Raw genomic sequence first — 18,513 nt, forward strand, 5'->3', positions numbered from 1 at the left:
GGCTAATCTACACTGGAATAACAGGATGTTTGAAAAGTCGTAAAGTATACTAGAAACCCCGCTTCCATTCCTCTCCCCGAAACGGAGAGAGGCTTTGAAACCCCCATTCCCTTGTAGGGAAGGGGGGCTGGGGGGGTTAGGTTTCTAAGGCTTAGATGTTACCAAAAATACTTTTCAAACATCCTCTAAGAGAATGTGTGTTTAACTAACTTAGATGTTCGAGGCTAAGGAGTTTAGTCATACCTTCTTGGTGTTGGTTATGATGTGCTTACCTCATGTGGTAAAACTTAACTTAAATTCTGTCAGTTACTAACGGAGTTGATAGGAATGGGTAACTTTATTATTTTTGCCTTGATAGTAGTTTACGGAGGCGGCGTTTGGAAGTTTTGGAATGGGTTTGGACGGACTAATTTTAATCCAACTTTGACCAATCGCATTGGTTTATCTTTGCTATGGCCAGCTTTGTTTATTACAAATCAATCCTATCGTCGAAACTTTAGAAAGGCGTTGAAGGGCTAGAGTTTACTATTAAGTTTAAAGTCATCTGAACCTGATGGTGGCATATATCCCAATATAAATCTAACCCACCAACCCCCTTTCCCTAGTAGGGAAAGGGGGTTGTGTTTGCTCATCCAAAAAGGAGAGGAATTAGGAGAGGGATGAGTTCGTAGTTTTTACAAGTGCAACCCGTTAGCAGTTGGGAAGTATTGTAGGTGATGAATTTACGAATTATTTATTTGGTTAGCAGATGGATTGCTGCACCTACAGCTGCACCATCAACAGCATTCCCAAGGGTATCTCTGCTATCGCCTGTAATTACGCCAGTTACTGCGCTAGCGCCTGCACCGACTCCAACATCTTGAGTAATATTGCGGTTACGGCGATTGCGAGTGTTTCTCAAACCATTTGCACCATTGACAGCTGCACCAGTGACACCACCTTTAACAGCATTGTCTAATACACGACCATTTCCCCTAATAGCTCCGGTGACGACATTGGTAACAGCCCCAATACCTGCATCTCTTAATACTTGGTCATCAGCAGCAGCCGGTTTAGCGGGAACTAATGTGACACCAGCTAAACTTGCAGCCATGAGGCTGGGTAGAAGTGTGCGTTTTAGGATATTATTCATTGTGTTACCTTCTCAAAACATCAAACAATTGGATAAATCTAAAGTTACTGGAGTCAGAGAAAATCATATTTTTTCAATTGGACAACAGCAACTATCTATTGTTTGAGGACATATATATAATCGCATTTATAAAGTCATAACTGCATCACCTGAAAGCATGAATATAGATTAAGCCTTGAGAAGGCCTTGCTGATTTATTAGGTGATACTAAAGATTACACATTGACAAAATCAACTAAAGATGCGATGTAGATTTTTAGGTATGAAAGTTTGATTTTTTCAGTACTAGCAAGCGATTTCTGATGAGAAATCGCGTACTGTTTACCCTATCTATCTAAAGGTAGTTGCTAAAATCACTAAACTAACTGGTCTTGGTTAATATTTAATTCTCTTAGTTTAGCAGCCAAGCGTTGCGATCGCGCTTCTGCTTGCTGCGATCGCTCCCATCCTGTTTGTAACAAATTACCCTGATTATTCCACCAGCGCAACCAGGATAATTCTAGATTTTGATAGCGGACTTGCCAAATTCCCAATTTCCGGATTTCTCACAAAGCTGGAAAAAAGAGGGGTCAAAAACTGCCAAAATGTATATAGAGAAAATGTTACAAGTTGAATTACAATACGAAATTATTAATCAAACATTATTTGAACTAATTGCGTTGACAGATAGGTACATAAATTCTCCTCCTTCATTATCAATCAATACAATTGTAAAACAAAAAGAGTTCGTTACATATTTACTAGAAAACGTGAATTTCTCTACTATTAAGTAATTAACAAACTCCCCATTAATCTTGCATTTCTCAGACTGATCGCTTTGTTGTCACTACACCCAACTCAAGGTTCTATTCTTGCCCAATTCTCTAAATTAATCCCCTGCACTCTCAGCAAATCAGAATCATTGGAAACCAAAATTAAACCGCGTGCGATCGCTGTAGCCGCTATCAATATATCTTGTTCTTGGATAGTAAAACCCCTGCGTTGTAAGTCCACATATATTTCACACGCTAGCTCAATAATCTCTAAATCATCTATTAATAAAATTTTATAGGTTTGACAAAATTTATTAAACTCAGCTAACTGTCTAGTTGCATTGATAGCTCAAAGACCTCGTTTTACTTCATAGTAAGTTATACAACTAATAAAAACATCTTGCTTCAGACGACGGACTTCTCGAAACTTCTGGTCTACAATTACATTTCTCTTCAAAATATAACTAACAATATTTGAATCTAGTAAATAACTCACCTTATTGGTCTTCCTTCTACTGCTGCATCAAAAATAGCTATTTGCTCCGGTGTTAAATCATTTAACGTACCTGAAACTGCCTCGAAAACTAAAATACTATCAATTCTGTCTATTAAATCATCATCTTTAATTTCTCTCATTTCTTCTGGTGAGAATTTCCCAAATAGTTCAACTAACATTTGGATAATTTCCCGTTGGTTTAACTTTACTTGATATAAACTATTACCTTTAAATAAATTTTCCACAATTGGCGATATCCGATTGATAAGTTCCTGATGATAGCTAAAAACTTCTTGCATAACTTCCTACCAATATTTAATCAATTACCTCAATTATAAACAATCTCCCTCAGCCCTCCTCTGTGCGAAAAAAAAGGCGGGCTTTTCAGCCCACCCGACACTATTTTGAGAATATTCTGTTGCTATTAACCCAACAATTGTTTAGCTTTAGCTAACACATTATCAACGCTAAAGCCAAACTTCTCTAAACAAACACCACCTGGAGCCGAAGCACCAAAGCGATCAATACTAACACAATCGCCTTCAGTACCCACATATTTGTGCCAACCGAAACTAGCGCCAGCTTCTACAGATAAACGCTTGGTGACAGCTTTCGGCAAAATGGACTCTTTATAAGCCGCATCCTGTGCTTCAAACAGTTCCCATGAAGGTAGCGAGACGACACGAACTTTCTTACCTTCAGCCTTAAGTTTTTCGGCTGCGCTGACGGCAAGGCTCAATTCTGAACCAGTACCAATCAAGATGATATCAGGTGTACCTTCGCTATCAACCACGGTGTATCCACCCTTCGCCACACCCTCAACCGATGTACCTGCCAAGTTGGGAACGTTTTGACGGGTGAACGCCAACAGAGACGGAGCGTTTTGCTTCGCTTTCTCGATCGCTATTTTATAAGCGCCAGAGGTTTCGTTACCGTCTGCGGGACGAAACACGGTTAAATTAGGAATAGCTCTCAAGGAAGCTAGAGTTTCAATGGGTTGGTGTGTCGGCCCATCTTCACCTTGTCCAATGGAATCGTGAGTCATCACCCAAATCGCCCCAGCTTGGGAAAGGGCAGATAAGCGGATAGCAGCACGCATGTAATCTGTGAAGATCAAGAAGGTAGCACCGTAGGGAATTAATCCCGAAGCGTGTAGCGCTATACCATTACAGATTGCGCCCATAGCATGTTCCCGCACACCAAAGTGGATGTTGGGGTTTTCGTATTGCCCTTTTTGGAAGTCGCCTTTGCCCTTGATTTCGGTCAAGTTGGAGTGGGTTAAGTCAGCCGAACCACCAATCAATTCAGGTAAAACTGTCGCTAGTTTGTTGAGGCAGGTTTCTGAGTGTTTGCGGGTGGGCAGTCCTTTGTCTTCGGGGGTGTAGGTGGGTAGTACCTTATCCCAACCGTCGGGTAGTTTGCTGCTTAGGTAACGTTCAAATTCAGCCGCTTCTTGGCCATACTTAGCTTTGTAGTCGGCAAAGGTTTTGTTCCATTCGGTTTCGTAGTTTGCGCCGCGCTCAACTGCTTTGCGTGTGTGGTTGAGGGCTTCTTCGGGTACTACGAAAGGCTCGTATTCCCAACCCAAATTTTTCCGAGTCAATGCTATTTCGTCTCCACCAAGGGCAGCGCCGTGAACGCCAGCAGTGTTTGCTTTATTGGGGGAACCGTAACCAATAATGGTTGTTACTTTGATGAAAGAAGGCTTATCGGTGACAGCTTTAGCCGCTTCAATTGCTTTGGCGATCGCTTCTAAATCGGTATTGCCATCCTCGACGTGTTGGACGTGCCAACCGTAAGCTTCAAACCGCTTGGAAACATCTTCGGTGAATGCCACATCTGTGGAACCGTCGATGGAAATGTGGTTGTCGTCGTACAGAGCGATGAGTTTGCCTAATCCCAAGTGTCCTGCAAAAGAACAAGCTTCACCGGAAATTCCTTCCATGTTGCAACCGTCACCTAAAATTACGTAGGTGTAATGGTCAACAATCTTGGTATCGGGTTTGTTGTATTTAGCGGCAAGGTGTGCTTCGGCGATCGCTAAACCAACTCCATTGGCGATTCCTTGACCCAAGGGGCCAGTTGTGACTTCCACGCCTGGGGTCATGAAGTTTTCGGGGTGTCCTGGGGTTTTGGATTCCCATTGACGGAATTGTTTGATATCTTCAATGGTGACGCTATCGTAGCCTGCCAGGTACAGTAGGGCGTACTGCAACATTGAGCCATGACCGGCTGATAAGACAAAGCGATCGCGGTTAAACCATTTGGGATTCTTGGGATTAAACTTCATAAAGCGATCCCAGAGGACAAAAGCCATCGGAGCCGCGCCCATTGGTAGTCCTGGGTGTCCCGATTTTGCTTTTTCTACGGCATCAATAGCCAAGAAGCGGATCGAGTTAATAGCCAGTTCTTCGACGGACAATTCTTTGGCGGATTGGGTTGCAACAGTCATAATCTCTTGTTTTTAACGACGGGTTAGCACTCTTCGTAGCTTCTCTTGTTGGGGTTATTTTAGATTCCCCACAGTATCCTCATCATCCCATTCCCGCTTGTCGATGGACAAGCGGGATCTCCTGAGTTTCTGGTGATAAATCAAGCTGATAATTGGGTCATGCTGAACGCTTAGTTATATCGGAATGATATCTATGATACTTTGGGCAGGGGGCATGGGGCATGGGGCATTGGGCATTGGGCATTGGGCATTGGGCATTGGGCATTGGGCATTGGGCATTGGGCATGGGGCATTGGGCATGGGGCATTGGGCATTGAGCATTGGTTATTAATTCTTGTCCCTCACTTCCTCACTCCCTCATCCCTCTCATCCCCCTCATCCCCCTCATCTCCCCCTGCTCCCTGCTCCCTGCTCCCCTGCCTCCTGAATTCTTTTAAACGTATTTCTTAAAGGCCAGTGTGACATTATGACCGCCAAACCCAAAAGAATTGGATATTGCTACCTCAACTTTTTGAGCGCGGCTAAAGTTAGGCACGTAATCTAAGTCACACTCTGGATCGGGATTTTCCAGATTTATTGTCGGTGGAATTTGGTCATTAGCGATCGCCAGTACTGTTGCGACTGCTTCAATACCTCCAGAACCGCCCAATAAATGACCTGTCATAGATTTGGTGGAGCTAATTGCCACCTTATAGGCATGTTCTCCCAAAGCTTTTTTGATTGCTGAGGTTTCAGTTGAATCATTAGCTGGGGTACTAGTGCCGTGAGCATTAATATAGCTAATCTGTTCAGGAGTTATGTTGGCATCTTTGAGTGCTAGTTCTATTGCTCTAGCGGCTCCAAGTCCACCAGGGACAGGGGAAGTGATATGGTAAGCGTCACAGGTCATACCATAGCCGATCATTTCGGCATAAATGTGAGCGCCGCGACTGAGGGCGTGTTGCAGTTCTTCGAGAATTAAAATTCCTGAACCTTCACCCAAGACAAATCCATCGCGATCGCGGTCAAAGGGACGGCAAGCATGAGCCGGATCGTCATTGCGAAAAGAGAGGGCTTTGCAAGCGGCAAACCCAGCCATCGATAATGGTGTCACAGCTGCCTCTGTTCCGCCGCAAATCATCGCCTGGGCATATCCCCCTTGAATTAAGCGAAAAGCATCGCCTACAGCGTTAGAGCCAGCAGCGCAGGCAGTTACTGGGCAGGAATTTGGCCCTTTAGCACCCGTGTGAATTGCCGTTAATCCTGCTGCCATATTGGCGATCATCATCGGTATCATGAATGGACTACAGCGATCAGGCCCACGGTTGAGGTAGATAGTTTGCTGGTCTTCTAATACCTTAATGCCACCAACGCCAGAACCGATCATGACACCTACCTGTTCTGCATTCAGTTCATTAATAACTAACTGCGCGTTAGCTAAAGCCTGTTTTGCTGCCGCAACCCCAAATTGGGCAAATCGATCCATGCGCTTGGCCTCTTTGCGCTCCAAGTAATCATGTGGATCGAAGTTTTTTACTTCACCAGCAAGGCGGCAATCATGGCGAGACGCATCAAAAAATGTGATGTAGTCAATGCCATTGCGTCCACTCAATAATCCATCCCAATATTCTGTTGCTGTGTTACCGATAGGTGTAATCGCGCCAACACCAGTTACAACAACGCGTTTACGTGTATAATCTGTCATGATTCAGTTAAAGGTGGCGAAAAAGCAGCAGGCATTAAACAGTGCTGAGTTCTGAGTCTGAGTTCTGAGTTTTGGAAGCACCCAAAGATGGAGAAAACTCCGAACTTTTGCCTCCTAAAACTCTAACTCCTAAACCCTGTACAGACAAGGGTTAATCGCGTCTCTCAGCACTCAGTGAAAAGTTAAAGCAGTGGTTTTTGCCTAGATGCCCAGAGGGGGCATGGCATTGCCATCTAAACTTCAAAGACTCAAAACTTTTTTAAGCTGATGCGGTAACTTTGTTATTGATGTAATCTACTGCGTCTTGAACCGTTAAAATCTGCTCGGCAGCTTCGTCGGGAATTTCGATATCAAATTCTTCTTCCAAGGCCATCACCAGTTCAACAGTATCCAAGGAATCTGCTCCTAAATCTTCCATAAATTTGGACTGGGGAGTGATTTTGTCAGCATCTTCAACACTCAGTTGTTCGGTGACGATTTTCTTGACCTTATCAAAAAGTTCCGTTTGGCTCATAAATAATAAAAGTCCTTAACCAGTTGCTAGGTTCTGCTCTTTATGGGAGACATTGTTTTGAGCATATACATCTTATCGTCAAGCGCGATCGCCCGTATACTACTAAGGGTTTTTCTGTTAGAAAACTCCTCCCGTTCCTCAAAAGAGTGGGGGTAAATTTTCTTAGAATTGGGTATAGGAGCGGACTATGCCATTGCCAACAGGATGTAAATGTTTCGGTTGTCCAATTATTACTAACTTTTTTTACAATGTCTCGCTCAGTATTTACAGCCTTGCTAGCAATCAGAATATACAGACGCTGCGGCTTTGAACCTAGACGGTTAAAGAGACGGTGAACGTCAAACATCAGAGCTTAAATGCTAACAAGGAATAATAAAACAGTTATTGTTTTAGAGCGATCGCTCTAACCCAAACATACCTCTATGCTATCTCAGACACTCAAATACGCTTATTTTCCTGGATGTGTTGCTCAAGGGGCCTGTCGGGAACTTTACCAGTCAACTCAAGCGCTTACCCAAGCACTGGGTATTGAACTAGTTGAACTTAAAAAAGCTGCCTGCTGCGGTTCTGGCACATTTAAAGAAGATTCGCAACTGCTGGAAGATACAGTCAACGCCAGAAATATTGCCCTAGCAGAAGAATTAAATTTGCCCTTACTTACCCATTGCAGCACTTGTCAAGGCGTTATCGGTCATGTGAACGAACACCTGAAAGAATGTAAGACTTCTGACCCGGCGTACATTCAACAGGTTAATGGCTTACTGGATAAAGAAGGCTGTTCACCTTATCGCGGCAGTACCGACGTTAAACATCTTCTCTACGCTTTGGTGACAGATTACGGTTTAGAGGAAATTACCAAACGTGTCACCCGGAAGTTAACTGGATTAAAATGCGCGGCTTTTTATGGCTGTTATCTCCTCCGCGCCCAAAAATCTATGCCCTATGATGACCCGTTCAAACCGGAAGCGATGGAAAATATGTTTCGGGCGGTGGGTGCAACACCAATTTATTACCGAGGCCGGACACAATGTTGTGGTTGGCCCCTTGCTAGTTATGCCACTACCCAATCTTTCAAGATGGCGGGGATGCATATTCAGGACGCTTTGACATCTGGTGCTGACTGTATAGTTACACCTTGTCCTTTGTGCCACTTAAATTTAGATTCGCGTCAGCCAGAGGTGGAAAAGGTGATTGAGCAAAAGTTAGGTTTACCAGTACTGCATTTATCCCAGTTGATTGCTTTGGCACTTGGGGTTAGTCCAAAAGAACTGGGTTTAGATCGCCACGTTGTTTCTACAAAGCCAGTATTGGAGAAATTAGGATTTTAGTAGGACTAGCCCTTTGAAGATGACTCGTAAAATAAGATTGTTTTTTCTCAGCGCTCTCTGCGCCTAATAAGGTTAAATAAATTATTTTTAAACCGCAGAGGCGCAGAGGACACAGAGTAAAGAGCTTAAAGAGGAATTTATTAACCAAAATTTTTACCCACCTTGAAAGGGCTAGTACCGCTACGCAAAAGTCAAAAGTCATTTATTTTAGGGCTTTGAACGATTGAGAATGGTATCTTCATTTCCGCCACGCTCTACTAGTACTATTTAGTTTGTGTTTGCCAGTTGCTACAACGGGGAGGCAGCGCAGTCTTGGGGGTTTCCCCCATGAGCGACTGCCGTGGGAACCCCAGCAACGCGCTCGCTTCCACTATGCTATGCGTCTACGAAATTACTTTTGAATATACCCAACAATGAAATTCAGCGAAATCCTCGGCCAATTTGGTGATGCCGCTACCAATCATAGCTTGACTAGCAACCCAGACCATGACCCAGAAATTATAGGGGTAGCAGCTATTGATGAAGCTGCTATCGGTACTCTCAGCTATGTAGAAGGGGCAAAGTTTGGGTCTTTTATCGGCAAGACCAATGCTAGTGCTTTAATTTTGCCCCAGGATGAAAAATTACAGGTGCTTGCACAAGAGAGCGGTATTGTCTGGCTAGCAACGTCAGATCCGCGATTATTGTTTGCCAAAGCGATCGCACTTTTTTATCAACCATATCGCCCTATCCCAGAAATTCATCCCACTGCTGTGATTCACTCCACCGCAAAAGTTGGTAGTGATGTTTACATTGGCCCCCATGCTGTGATTCAACAAGGGGTAGAAATTGGCGATGGGGCAATTATTCATCCCAACGTGGTGATTTATCCAGATGCTAAAATAGGCGATCGCACCACCTTACACGCTAACTGTACCATCCACGAACGCACCCGCATCGGTGCAGATTGTGTAATTCACAGTGGTGCTGTCATTGGTGCAGAAGGCTTTGGTTTTGTTCCTACTCGTACTGGTTGGTTGAAAATGGAACAATCTGGCTATACAGTCTTAGAAGATGGCGTGGAGGTTGGCTGCAACAGTGCTATTGACCGCCCAGCCGTTGGAGAAACACGGGTAGGCTGCAATACAGTAATTGATAACTTAGTGCAAATAGGTCACGGTTGCCAAATTGGTGCGGGCTGTGCGATCGCAGGTCAGGTTGGCATGGCCGGAGGTGTGAAGTTGGGAAATCGCGTTATTTTGGCTGGACAAACAGGAATAGCCAATCAAGTGAAGATAGGAGATGGAGCGATAACATCTGCTCAAACTGGAATTCACAGCGATGTTGCACCAGGAGAAATTGTCTGCGGATCTCCAGCCATTCCTTACAAACTATATCTCAAGGTATGTGCTGTTTATAATCGCCTGCCAGATATGTATCAATCGCTAAAACAATTGCAACGTAAATCCAAAAATAGCAATGAGTGAGGTTGTAATTACCCACATTTTTGTAACAGTTAAAGTATTATACTGACCCAATACCGTTCGGTTAAGGAATTTATTGGTTGAGGCAGGCTCTTGAAGCAGTTCGGCAAGAGAAGCTGTTCTTGAGAAAAGAATTACTGAACAAGAACCCTCTTTCCTCAAGCGCCTCCCCTGCCTCCCCTTTATTTCCAGGGCTATTTCATTCTCATCTAGTCCGCCTCAGAATGAATTCTGAGTCTAATAGCGAAAGTCGTCTTTAGACGACTAAGTACAGCATTTCATTAATTCGTAGCGAATTCTCCCTGTGCCTCTGCGCCCCTCTGCGTTTAAACTTTAACCCTCAAATCGCCACGAATTTACGCAAAGCTGTACTAAGAAAACGTTATAAGCTAATGAGCATTTAAGTTGCATAAAAGCAGGACTGAAGTCCTTACTACAAGCGAATCAATCTAGAAAAATAAATGACGATTAGCTTAGTCCGTTTTAACGGACTTTAGCTATGAGCCGCTGAACTTCAGTTCTGGGCGGTTTCTGTCTAGAACGAAATAGCCCTGCCTTCAATTCACAGGGATAACGATACCTGCCCACGGAAGTGTCCTCCTCTTTGCGTCCTACCCTGCGGGAAGCCGCTTTGCGTGCGGTTCGTTCCTTTACCCTTCAAACTTCGCTTGACGGACTACTAGTCGCTAGTTGCCATTGCTATGCCTGCTAAATAACCGGTTGTCCAAGCGCTTTGGAAGTTAAACCCACCGGTGACGCCATCAATATCTAAGATTTCTCCGGCAAAATAAAGACCAGGAACTAACCTACTTTCCATCGTCTTAAAGTTGACTTCTTTGAGGTTGACACCCCCACAGGTAACAAATTCTTCTTTAAAGGCTCCTTTGCCACTGATTAAATATTGTCCCTGAGTAAGTTCCTGCACCAGTTGATTTAACGTTTTACTAGATATTTCCGCCCAACGGTCTTCTGTGGTAATGCCTACACGGGCAATGATATATTGCCAGAGACGATGAGGGAGATCAACGCCGCGATGCAATGCGATCGCTTTCTTTCCCCATTCATCTTTAACTGCTAAAACTTTTTCTCGCACTTGTTCTTGGTGCAAATCAGGCAACCAATTAATCAATAATGTGGCTTGATAGCGCCTTTCGTGTAGAACTCTCGCACCCCAAGCAGAAAGCTTCAGAACTGCGGGGCCACTCAAACCCCAGTGAGTAATTAGCAATGGCCCAGTTTGTTGTAATTGGGATTTTCCGCCCGCAGATAACCGCAATTGTACAGGGTTAACACTAACTCCAGCTAAAGCCCGCAATTGAGGATCAGCAATGTTAAAGGTAAATAAAGAGGGTACTGGCGGTTCTATTTGATGACCTAACTCTTTGACAATTTTATAACCTACCAGGCTGCTGCCGGTCGCAAGAAGTAGGCGATCGCATTGAATCGTCTCTCCCGATTTCAGAAGAATATCAAACCCCCCATCTGCTCCGGTTCTCACTGAAGTTACGTGTGTACCGATACGGAGTTTGACACCAGATGTCGCCACCGCTTTTATCAGACATTCCACAATAGTTTCTGAAGTATTGGTGACAGGAAACATCCGGCCATCGGCTTCAGTTTTTAGATAGACTCCACCAGCAGCAAACCAAGCTACTGTGTCTTGAGTCCCAAACCGAGTCAAAGCACCCCGCAAAGCTTTTGCACCTCTAGGGTAATTTTGCACTAACTCCTCAGGCAAAAAGCAAGCGTGAGTAACGTTGCAGCGTCCGCCACCAGAAATTAGCACTTTCGCTAGGGGTTGGCGACTGGCTTCAAGTAAAGTAACTTGGGCATCAGGATTGGCTTTAGCACAAGCGATCGCGCCAAAAAATCCTGCTGCCCCACCCCCAATAACTACGATTCGTAACGGTAGCAAGTTCTAAAATTTCTCAATAGCACGTACTTTACTAGGCTAGCCGTTATCTTCACTCTTCAACTAGTTCAAATTGATCTTTTGTGGCACCACAAGTCGGACATACCCAATCATCTGGTATATTTTCAAAGGCTGTTCCTGGCGCTATATCGCTATCTGGATCGCCTACTTCTGGGTCATATTCATAGCCGCAAACAGTACATATATACTTTGCCATGTTCGTTTCCTCTAGTAAATTGTTGGCTTTGCTTCAGTATTAAATACTTCTGGTAGTTAGTCAAAATAGGCTTAGTCATTAGTCCAAGAGAAACCACGCCCACCCAACGCCAATACGGTTCGGTTAAGCCCGAAAAATGAAAATGTGTAGGTTGGGTTGAGGAACGAAACCCAACATATTGTGGGATTTGTTGGGTAACACGAATGTTCAACCCAACCTACAAATATTCTTAACCGAACCGTATTGGGAGTGGCGCAGTATATACCAAAAACTCTTGTATCTTAGACCAATGACAAATGACAAATGACTAAAAACGCCACCAAGTCCTTTGGACGTAACTGATAATTGCGATCGCGATCGCCCCTAGTAGCAGTAGCCAAATTATTCCACCTGGAATAAAAGTGAGAATACCAAAACCTCTCAGTACCCAGACGGCTACGCTAATGCCGAGAAGGATACCGAAAATCTGGATTAATCTACGATTTAAAGAAGATTGACTCACCTACTTTTCCTCTCAACTCAACAGAGATTACACTTGATATTGACAATAAAATATGAAGTTACGATGAAGTTGCAGTTTCATCAGAAATAACACGTAAAAATCGAGATATCCTATCCAAACGTTGGGGTAAAGTACTTGATATTAGGTCGTGTCTGTGCCATTCTAGCTGTTAATAACTTAGTTTTTAATTTATAAATACCGCTATTATCAAGTTTACTTAAATATTGATTGTGTTAATTGTGATAATAACTACAGTTTTTCCAGTAATATAACTGAAATAATTACCAAAAACTCGCCGTTACTGTAAAGGATAGGCATTACACTGGAACTAAAATTTAATGGGTTGGATCTAAATCAAGTTTTATGGCTTGTAGTTTCAACTCTATTTAGGTGGATGAGTTGAGGAGTAACTAAAATCATGATGTCTGCGTCTCATATCTCAGACTCAATTATTGCAGGTTCAGATATGGCTTGGAGTCAAGACAAGCAAAAGTTGCTGGTACAGGGTGAAATTTTAATAGAAACGCGATCGCACAAAAGCTGGGGTGGCGCGGTGACAGCCTGGATGTATGTGCCGATGGTGCGATCGCAAGTCTGGCAGCAATTAACTGATTACCCCCGGTGGGTGCAATATTTTCCCGATATCACTAAAAGCGAGATATTACACAAAGGCGAAGTCAAACGCCTGTATCAAGCAGCACAAAAAGCCTTTTTCTTTTTCACAGCTCAAGTTGAAATTTACCTCAACGTTGTAGAGGTGCTGGGGCAACAAATCCAATTTCGCATGGAAAAAGGGACTTTTGAGGATTTTAACGCCAATTTAGAACTCAAAGATTGCGGTAACGGTACCTTACTCGCTTATACTGTGCAAGCTACACCTCTTATTCCAATTCCATCAATTTTTATTCAACAAGCAATGAATTTAGAGTTACCTGCAAATATGCGTAAAATGCGACAAGTACTTTGTAAGGGTCAACGTAATTCGTAATTCGTAATTCGTAATTCGTAGTTCGTAATTATACACCCTACTAATGTTTCACAAAAAACGCCAAGACGCTCTTGCTGGACTTGGCGTTTTGGCGTGAGATAATCTTGAATTAGCTGGTAAACACCTCAGCAGGTAAGCGACTAAAAGAAAGACGCTCATTTTGCACATCTACAAAGATGGTGTTGCCGTCGGTGAATTCACCGCGCAAGATGGCTTTGGCAATTTGAGTTTCTAACTCTCGCTGAATCGCCCGCTTCAGTGGACGCGCCCCATACACGGGGTCATACCCTACTTCTGCTAAAAAGTCAAGGGCAGTATCCGAGAGTTTGAGGGATATTTTGCGATCGCTCAATCTTTGCCGCAATCTTTCCACTTGCAATAGCACAATATGCCGCAATTCTTTCTTATCTAAACCGTGGAAGATGATGATTTCGTCAATCCGGTTCAGGAACTCTGGACGGAAGCTATTCCGCATTGCTTCCATTACTCGACGGCGCATTTCGTCGTAGTGGGTGTTATCTCCGGCGACATCCAGAATATACTGCGAACCGATGTTGCTGGTCATGATGATAATAGCGTTCTTGAAGTCCACCTTATGACCTTGGGCATCCGTGACGCGACCATCATCAAGAATTTGCAAGAAGATATTAAATACATCGGGGTGTGCTTTCTCGATTTCGTCGAAAAGAATCACTGAGTAAGGACGGCGACGAATCGCTTCTGTAAGTTGTCCGCCTTCTTCATAACCCACGTATCCTGGAGGCGCACCGATTAAGCGAGAGACGGCGTGTTTCTCCATATACTCCGACATATCGATTCGCACCAGCGCATCTTCGCTATCGAACATATACGCCGCCAGCGCTTTCGCCAACTCGGTTTTACCCACACCTGTAGGCCCAAGGAAAATAAAGCTAGCAATGGGACGATTGGGATCAGCCAGTCCAGCCCGCGATCGCTGAATTGCATCGGCTACAGCTGTGACTGCTTCTTCTTGTCCAACCACCCGACGGTGCAGTTCATCTTCTAAATGCAGCAGTTTTTCTTTCTCAGATTCCACTAACTTGCTGATGGGAATTCCTGTCCATTTAGAAATAATTTCGGCAATATCAGCTTCTGTGACTTCTTCCCGTAATAGTGATTTACCACTTCTTTGAGCGTTTGCCAATTCAGATTCTACTGTTTCCAATTGGCGATGCAAACTGGTTAAATTGCCGTATTTCAACTCCGCAGCGCGGTTAAGGTCGTAGTCGCGTTCTGCTTGCTGAATCTCTAAGTTGACCCGTTCAATCTCTTTTTTAACAGACTGAATTTTGTCAATGATATCTTTTTCAGACTGCCATTGACTATTCAGGGTTCTTTGTTCTTCTTTGAGATCAGCAATTTCTTTTTCCAATTTTTCTAGACGTTCACGAGAAGCTGCATCACTTTCCTTTTTCAGCGAAAGCTTCTCCATTTCCAATTGCAGAATCTTGCGATCAATTTCGTCGAGTTCTTCAGGTTTGGAGGTAATCTCCATTTTTAATCTAGCGGCGGCTTCGTCTACCAAGTCAATGGCTTTATCAGGAAGGAAGCGATCGCTAATATAACGACTCGACAATACGGCTGCTGCAACTAAAGCACTATCAGAAATCTTCACCCCGTGGTGGTTTTCATAACGTTCTCTCAACCCGCGCAAAATCGAAATACTATCTTCTACACTGGGCTGATCAACATAAACCTGTTGGAAGCGTCTTTCTAGTGCGGCATCTTTTTCGATATGTTTGCGGTATTCATCTAGGGTTGTCGCCCCAATACAGCGCAATTCGCCCCGCGCCAACATCGGTTTTAACAAGTTACCAGCATCCATCGCACCTTGGGTTGCACCAGCGCCGACAACGGTGTGAATTTCATCAATAAATAAAACAATATTGCCGCCAGATTCAGTAACTTCTTTTAATACTGCTTTCAGGCGTTCTTCAAATTCACCCCGGAATTTTGCCCCTGCAATCAAAGCACCCATATCTAAAGAAATTAGCTTGCGGTCTTTGAGGGATTGGGGTACATCACCTGCGATAATGCGCTGTGCTAACCCTTCGGCGATCGCAGTTTTACCAACACCTGGTTCACCAATTAGCACAGGGTTATTTTTGGTGCGGCGAGAGAGAATTTGGACAGTGCGACGAATCTCATCATCTCGCCCAATCACTGGATCGAGTTGACCTTTACGTGCAGCTTCCGTAAGGTCACGCCCGTACTTTTCCAGTGCTTCGTATTTGCCTTCTGGATTTTGGTCGGTCACTTTTTGGCTCCCCCGAACTTGTTTAATAATATTTTTTAGCTTGCCTTCGTCTAAACCAAACTCTTGGAATAAAGCTTTGCCAAAGCGGTCATCTTTAGCGTAAGCCAGCAATAAGTGTTCAATTGAAATATATTCGTCTTGAAACTCTTTGCGATATCCGTCTGCCCGATCTAGAAGTGTATCTAAACTGCGTCCTAAGTAGACAGAACTGCTGCTACCGGATACTTTCGGCTGACGTTGGAAAAATTGTTCAGTGCGATCGCGCAATTTTTGGAGGTTAACACCCGCCTTAGTGAGAATCCCAGTTGCTAGACCATCTTGTTCTAGCAGCGCTTTCATCAGGTGTTCACTTTCAATTTGCTGTTGTTGATATTGTTTAACAATATCCGGGGTATGGGCGATCGCTTCCCAGGCTTTTTCTGTAAATTGGTTAGGATTAGTAGGTTGCATAGGCTTTTTCAGGAACGTAGAGGCGCAGTGGCTTGTTGCAGGCTACCACTAGAACACCAAGTAAATAAAATTTCTGTTCTCAATAGATATTGTATGAACAGCAGAGCGATCGCCTAGATCGGTGTTCACGTCTTGTAAAAGTCGTATTTTCCCGTAGTTGCGATTTCCTATTAGTTCAGGGGCTTGGCATTACTCACAACGATGGTTGGCTCGTTGTGTGATCGCAGCGTAATACCGATTTCCAAACTCTCTTGCTGTATCAATGCAGCTGTTCGGGCTGCTGCTGCTTTTAATTCAGCCTCAACCAAAGTATCCAACTCTGCTTGTTGCTCTGGTGGTAATGCTTGCCCCTGATCTCGTGCTGATCGCCATAAACTCATCAATTCCGATAACCGTTTTTGTTGTTTAGCGCTAAAAAACGGGTCAGGGCTAAAATTTTGAATGACAAGCAGTGCGCTGAACTCCGTTTCACCCAACTGAGTAGTTAACGCATCTAGGGCTTGCCCCGCAGTTTTGCCAACAGAGTGCTTATCCCCTGCAATGGCGCGATAAGTTTTTTCACCATCAGCATCAAAGATTGGCAAGATTGCGACTGTTGTCATGCTTCCAGTTTGGAATCCTTTGCCTCAAATTATAGCTCTACGCGACCCAACCTTTGAACTCACCGGAGGCGATCGCATCTGAACTATTCCAAATACCGTTCTTATAAAAGATTGATAATAGTTAAGTAATCAAATCTTATTCAGCAGCCCGTGTCCCTGAAGATTATGAGGAACTAAAAAAATCATGTCTGGGGTTCAAGTTTGGCGCGTGCCTGCGATCGTCAGTCCTCTTTCTGTGGGGGCGATCATTGCTTTTTCATTAGATGCTGAAGTCATACTCCTTGCCTCTCAAAAGCTTATAACATCTTACCTTAGTCATTTATCGAATTGATGACGATGCCATTTTGATTGTCGAAGTGTTCAATAAAACTACGCGAACAACACCTGAGCAAGTGATTGAAAATTGTAAAAAGCGATTGAGTAAATACGATATAGATACACAGTATTAGTCATGGATCAACTTAAAAAGGAACGTCTAGAAGCAAGGGGTTGGAAGGTTGGCACAGTTTCAGAATTTTTGGAACTAACGCCAGAAGAAAATGCTCTGATTGGAATCAAACTAGCACTCAGCCGGAGTTTAAAAGCACGACGACAAAAAGTAATGACACAAGTTGAATTAGCCGAGAGAATTCACTCAAGTCAACCGCGTGTTGCTAAGGCAGAGAATGGTGATGCTTCAGTTTCAATTGAACTGTTGATACGTGCGATGCTGGCAACAGGTGCAACCCTTCAAGAAATTGGCAAGCTTATTGCCGAAGCTGGCTGAACCTCAGCATAAATCTAAATACCTACACCAAGCATGACGTATTAAAGTTCTTCTACCTTGCCTCCACACAGAGTTACCATAATCCCAGGTCGCCTAGTGGATGCTGAAAATGATTGACCCCTACGACTTTGAAGATGATGACTTTGATTTTGAGGATGAAGATTTCTTGAAAATAAAACCCATCAGCCAAATGACTGAAGGGGAAAAGCTACAACGATTTAAGCGGTTCTTCGACAGCAGTAGCCGTGCTATGTTGCAAGACTGTCTATTTCGCATTGTCGATTACGAAGATGGTACAGGCACGTTAGAAATTCTTTGCCCTAATGAAGTTGTAAGGCAACGACTTTCCAAGAAAAAGCGCAAAATTACTAACAACATCAACACCTGCTGGAGCCATATTAGATGGTTTTCGCTATGTGTTCAGCAAGATAATGAGTTGAATTGTCAGAAGTTTACCCGTAATGGTGATTTGGTGACATCTTAAAAGAGGGGGAGTGGGGAGTGGGGAGTGGGGAGTGGGGGAGCAGGGGAAGAATAACAATGCCCAATACTTCGGCTCCCTTCTCCTGTCGGAGACGCTAACGCGAACGACTGCGCTCAGGGCAAGTCGCTCAGTACAAGTGCCCAATGACTAATGACTAATGACTAATGACTAATGACTAATGACTAAAAAACAAAAATTTCCTTACCTAGTTGGTTCTAAGTGGACGGCACAGCAAAAAGTTGATGGCTGGCGGCACTTCCAAGTTGTTAATCGTAAAAATCAGGCTAAGTGGGTTTACGCCGAAATGGTTGCTGCTTGTGATCCTCAAGTCCGTTTTTGGATAAATGCCAAATTATTACAAGATAACTCCCAGTGGCAAGCTGGCTGGCAAACATTACAGGAAATCCACGGACTTGAAACTGAGGTGTCCTAATTAGCCTCGTTCCCAGTCTCTGACTGGGAATGCCCATCAAGAGGGCTGCCGCCTCCTAAAT

20 protein-coding genes and 1 pseudogene are annotated in these 18,513 nt (G+C 43.8%); 8 read left to right on the forward strand and 13 right to left on the reverse strand.

Going from position 1 to position 18,513, the window contains the following annotated elements; genetic code table 11:
* Nucleotides 1-327: 327 nt before the first annotated feature.
* Entirely contained in the window at nt 328-519 is a 192-nt protein-coding gene (locus tag LC586_RS04375; protein WP_118167650.1) for a hypothetical protein, read from the forward strand.
* A 214-nt stretch (nt 520-733) separates the two neighbouring features.
* On the opposite strand, the gene LC586_RS04380 is transcribed toward LC586_RS04375, so the two are convergent.
* From LC586_RS04380 to acpP, 8 genes and pseudogenes are all read right to left on the reverse strand, one after another.
* On the reverse strand, nt 734-1,132 hold the full coding sequence (locus tag LC586_RS04380; RefSeq protein WP_229483287.1) for a hypothetical protein: 399 nt from the start codon (nt 1,130-1,132) through the stop codon (nt 734-736).
* Between the two features lie 355 nt (nt 1,133-1,487).
* Nucleotides 1,488-1,664: a hypothetical protein gene (locus tag LC586_RS04385; RefSeq protein WP_229483289.1), complete on the reverse strand. Its 177-nt coding sequence runs from the start codon at nt 1,662-1,664 to the stop codon at nt 1,488-1,490.
* A 304-nt stretch (nt 1,665-1,968) separates the two neighbouring features.
* Nucleotides 1,969-2,379 (reverse strand): annotated as a pseudogene (locus LC586_RS04390) (type II toxin-antitoxin system VapC family toxin).
* Nucleotides 2,376-2,678, reverse strand: a complete 303-nt coding sequence (locus LC586_RS04395) for a hypothetical protein (RefSeq protein WP_229483291.1) — start codon at nt 2,676-2,678, stop codon at nt 2,376-2,378. The pseudogene LC586_RS04390 and the gene LC586_RS04395 overlap by 4 nt, the downstream one beginning before the upstream one ends.
* 125 nt (nt 2,679-2,803) lie before the next feature.
* Nucleotides 2,804-4,831: a transketolase gene (tkt, locus tag LC586_RS04400; protein ID WP_229483292.1), complete on the reverse strand. Its 2,028-nt coding sequence runs from the start codon at nt 4,829-4,831 to the stop codon at nt 2,804-2,806.
* 174 nt (nt 4,832-5,005) lie between these two features.
* Nucleotides 5,006-5,152, reverse strand: coding sequence for a hypothetical protein (locus LC586_RS04405; RefSeq protein ID WP_229483294.1), 147 nt, complete (start codon nt 5,150-5,152; stop codon nt 5,006-5,008).
* Between the two features lie 112 nt (nt 5,153-5,264).
* The gene (gene fabF, locus LC586_RS04410; RefSeq protein ID WP_229483296.1) at nt 5,265-6,515 is read right to left on the reverse strand and encodes a beta-ketoacyl-ACP synthase II; all 1,251 of its coding nucleotides are present in this window, start codon (nt 6,513-6,515) and stop codon (nt 5,265-5,267) included.
* Nucleotides 6,516-6,774: 259 nt separating this feature from the next.
* Complete coding sequence (gene acpP / locus LC586_RS04415; RefSeq protein ID WP_229483298.1) at nt 6,775-7,029, reverse strand: acyl carrier protein; 255 nt, start codon at nt 7,027-7,029, stop codon at nt 6,775-6,777.
* Between the two features lie 422 nt (nt 7,030-7,451).
* On the opposite strand from acpP, the gene LC586_RS04420 reads away from it, so the two are divergent.
* Together LC586_RS04420 and lpxD are read left to right on the forward strand one after the other, a co-directional pair.
* On the forward strand, nt 7,452-8,357 hold the full coding sequence (locus LC586_RS04420; protein WP_229483300.1) for a CoB--CoM heterodisulfide reductase iron-sulfur subunit B family protein: 906 nt from the start codon (nt 7,452-7,454) through the stop codon (nt 8,355-8,357).
* 413 nt (nt 8,358-8,770) lie between these two features.
* Nucleotides 8,771-9,823 carry a UDP-3-O-(3-hydroxymyristoyl)glucosamine N-acyltransferase gene (gene lpxD, locus LC586_RS04425; protein WP_229483301.1) on the forward strand — a complete coding sequence of 351 codons (1,053 nt, stop codon included), beginning with the start codon at nt 8,771-8,773 and terminating at the stop codon, nt 9,821-9,823.
* Nucleotides 9,824-10,499: 676 nt separating this feature from the next.
* Here the strand turns inward: lpxD and LC586_RS04430 are convergent.
* The 3 genes from LC586_RS04430 to LC586_RS04440 all read right to left on the reverse strand — a co-directional run bounded on the left by LC586_RS04430 (nt 10,500) and on the right by LC586_RS04440 (nt 12,451).
* Nucleotides 10,500-11,735, reverse strand: a complete 1,236-nt coding sequence (locus LC586_RS04430; RefSeq protein WP_229483302.1) for a BaiN/RdsA family NAD(P)/FAD-dependent oxidoreductase — start codon at nt 11,733-11,735, stop codon at nt 10,500-10,502.
* A gap of 49 nt (nt 11,736-11,784) precedes the next feature.
* Nucleotides 11,785-11,949: a rubredoxin gene (gene rd / locus LC586_RS04435; RefSeq protein WP_229483303.1), complete on the reverse strand. Its 165-nt coding sequence runs from the start codon at nt 11,947-11,949 to the stop codon at nt 11,785-11,787.
* A 307-nt stretch (nt 11,950-12,256) separates the two neighbouring features.
* On the reverse strand, nt 12,257-12,451 hold the full coding sequence (locus LC586_RS04440; RefSeq protein WP_100901319.1) for a hypothetical protein: 195 nt from the start codon (nt 12,449-12,451) through the stop codon (nt 12,257-12,259).
* Nucleotides 12,452-12,872: 421 nt separating this feature from the next.
* Between LC586_RS04440 and LC586_RS04445 the strand changes: the two genes are divergently transcribed.
* The gene (locus LC586_RS04445; protein WP_229483518.1) at nt 12,873-13,439 is read left to right on the forward strand and encodes an SRPBCC family protein; all 567 of its coding nucleotides are present in this window, start codon (nt 12,873-12,875) and stop codon (nt 13,437-13,439) included.
* Between the two features lie 109 nt (nt 13,440-13,548).
* Here the strand turns inward: LC586_RS04445 and clpB are convergent, their stop codons facing one another.
* Together clpB and LC586_RS04455 are read right to left on the reverse strand one after the other, a co-directional pair.
* Entirely contained in the window at nt 13,549-16,167 is a 2,619-nt protein-coding gene (gene clpB / locus LC586_RS04450) for an ATP-dependent chaperone ClpB (RefSeq protein ID WP_229483304.1), read from the reverse strand.
* A 170-nt stretch (nt 16,168-16,337) separates the two neighbouring features.
* Nucleotides 16,338-16,769: a hypothetical protein gene (locus LC586_RS04455; protein ID WP_229483305.1), complete on the reverse strand. Its 432-nt coding sequence runs from the start codon at nt 16,767-16,769 to the stop codon at nt 16,338-16,340.
* Nucleotides 16,770-16,953: 184 nt separating this feature from the next.
* On the opposite strand from LC586_RS04455, the gene LC586_RS04460 reads away from it, so the two are divergent.
* The 4 genes from LC586_RS04460 (at nt 16,954) to LC586_RS04475 (ending at nt 18,452) form a co-directional block, all read left to right on the forward strand.
* On the forward strand, nt 16,954-17,100 hold the full coding sequence (locus LC586_RS04460) for a hypothetical protein (RefSeq protein ID WP_229483306.1): 147 nt from the start codon (nt 16,954-16,956) through the stop codon (nt 17,098-17,100).
* A gap of 120 nt (nt 17,101-17,220) precedes the next feature.
* A complete protein-coding gene (locus LC586_RS04465) occupies nt 17,221-17,535 on the forward strand; it encodes a helix-turn-helix domain-containing protein (protein ID WP_229483307.1) in 315 nt (104 codons plus the stop codon).
* A 109-nt stretch (nt 17,536-17,644) separates the two neighbouring features.
* A complete protein-coding gene (locus LC586_RS04470; protein ID WP_229483308.1) occupies nt 17,645-18,019 on the forward strand; it encodes a hypothetical protein in 375 nt (124 codons plus the stop codon).
* 178 nt (nt 18,020-18,197) lie between these two features.
* The gene (locus LC586_RS04475; protein WP_229483309.1) at nt 18,198-18,452 is read left to right on the forward strand and encodes a TIGR02450 family Trp-rich protein; all 255 of its coding nucleotides are present in this window, start codon (nt 18,198-18,200) and stop codon (nt 18,450-18,452) included.
* Nucleotides 18,453-18,513: the final 61 nt, after the last annotated feature.

The sequence above is a fragment of the Nostoc favosum CHAB5714 genome (assembly GCF_020829495.1).
Classification (GTDB): domain Bacteria; phylum Cyanobacteriota; class Cyanobacteriia; order Cyanobacteriales; family Nostocaceae; genus Nostoc; species Nostoc favosum.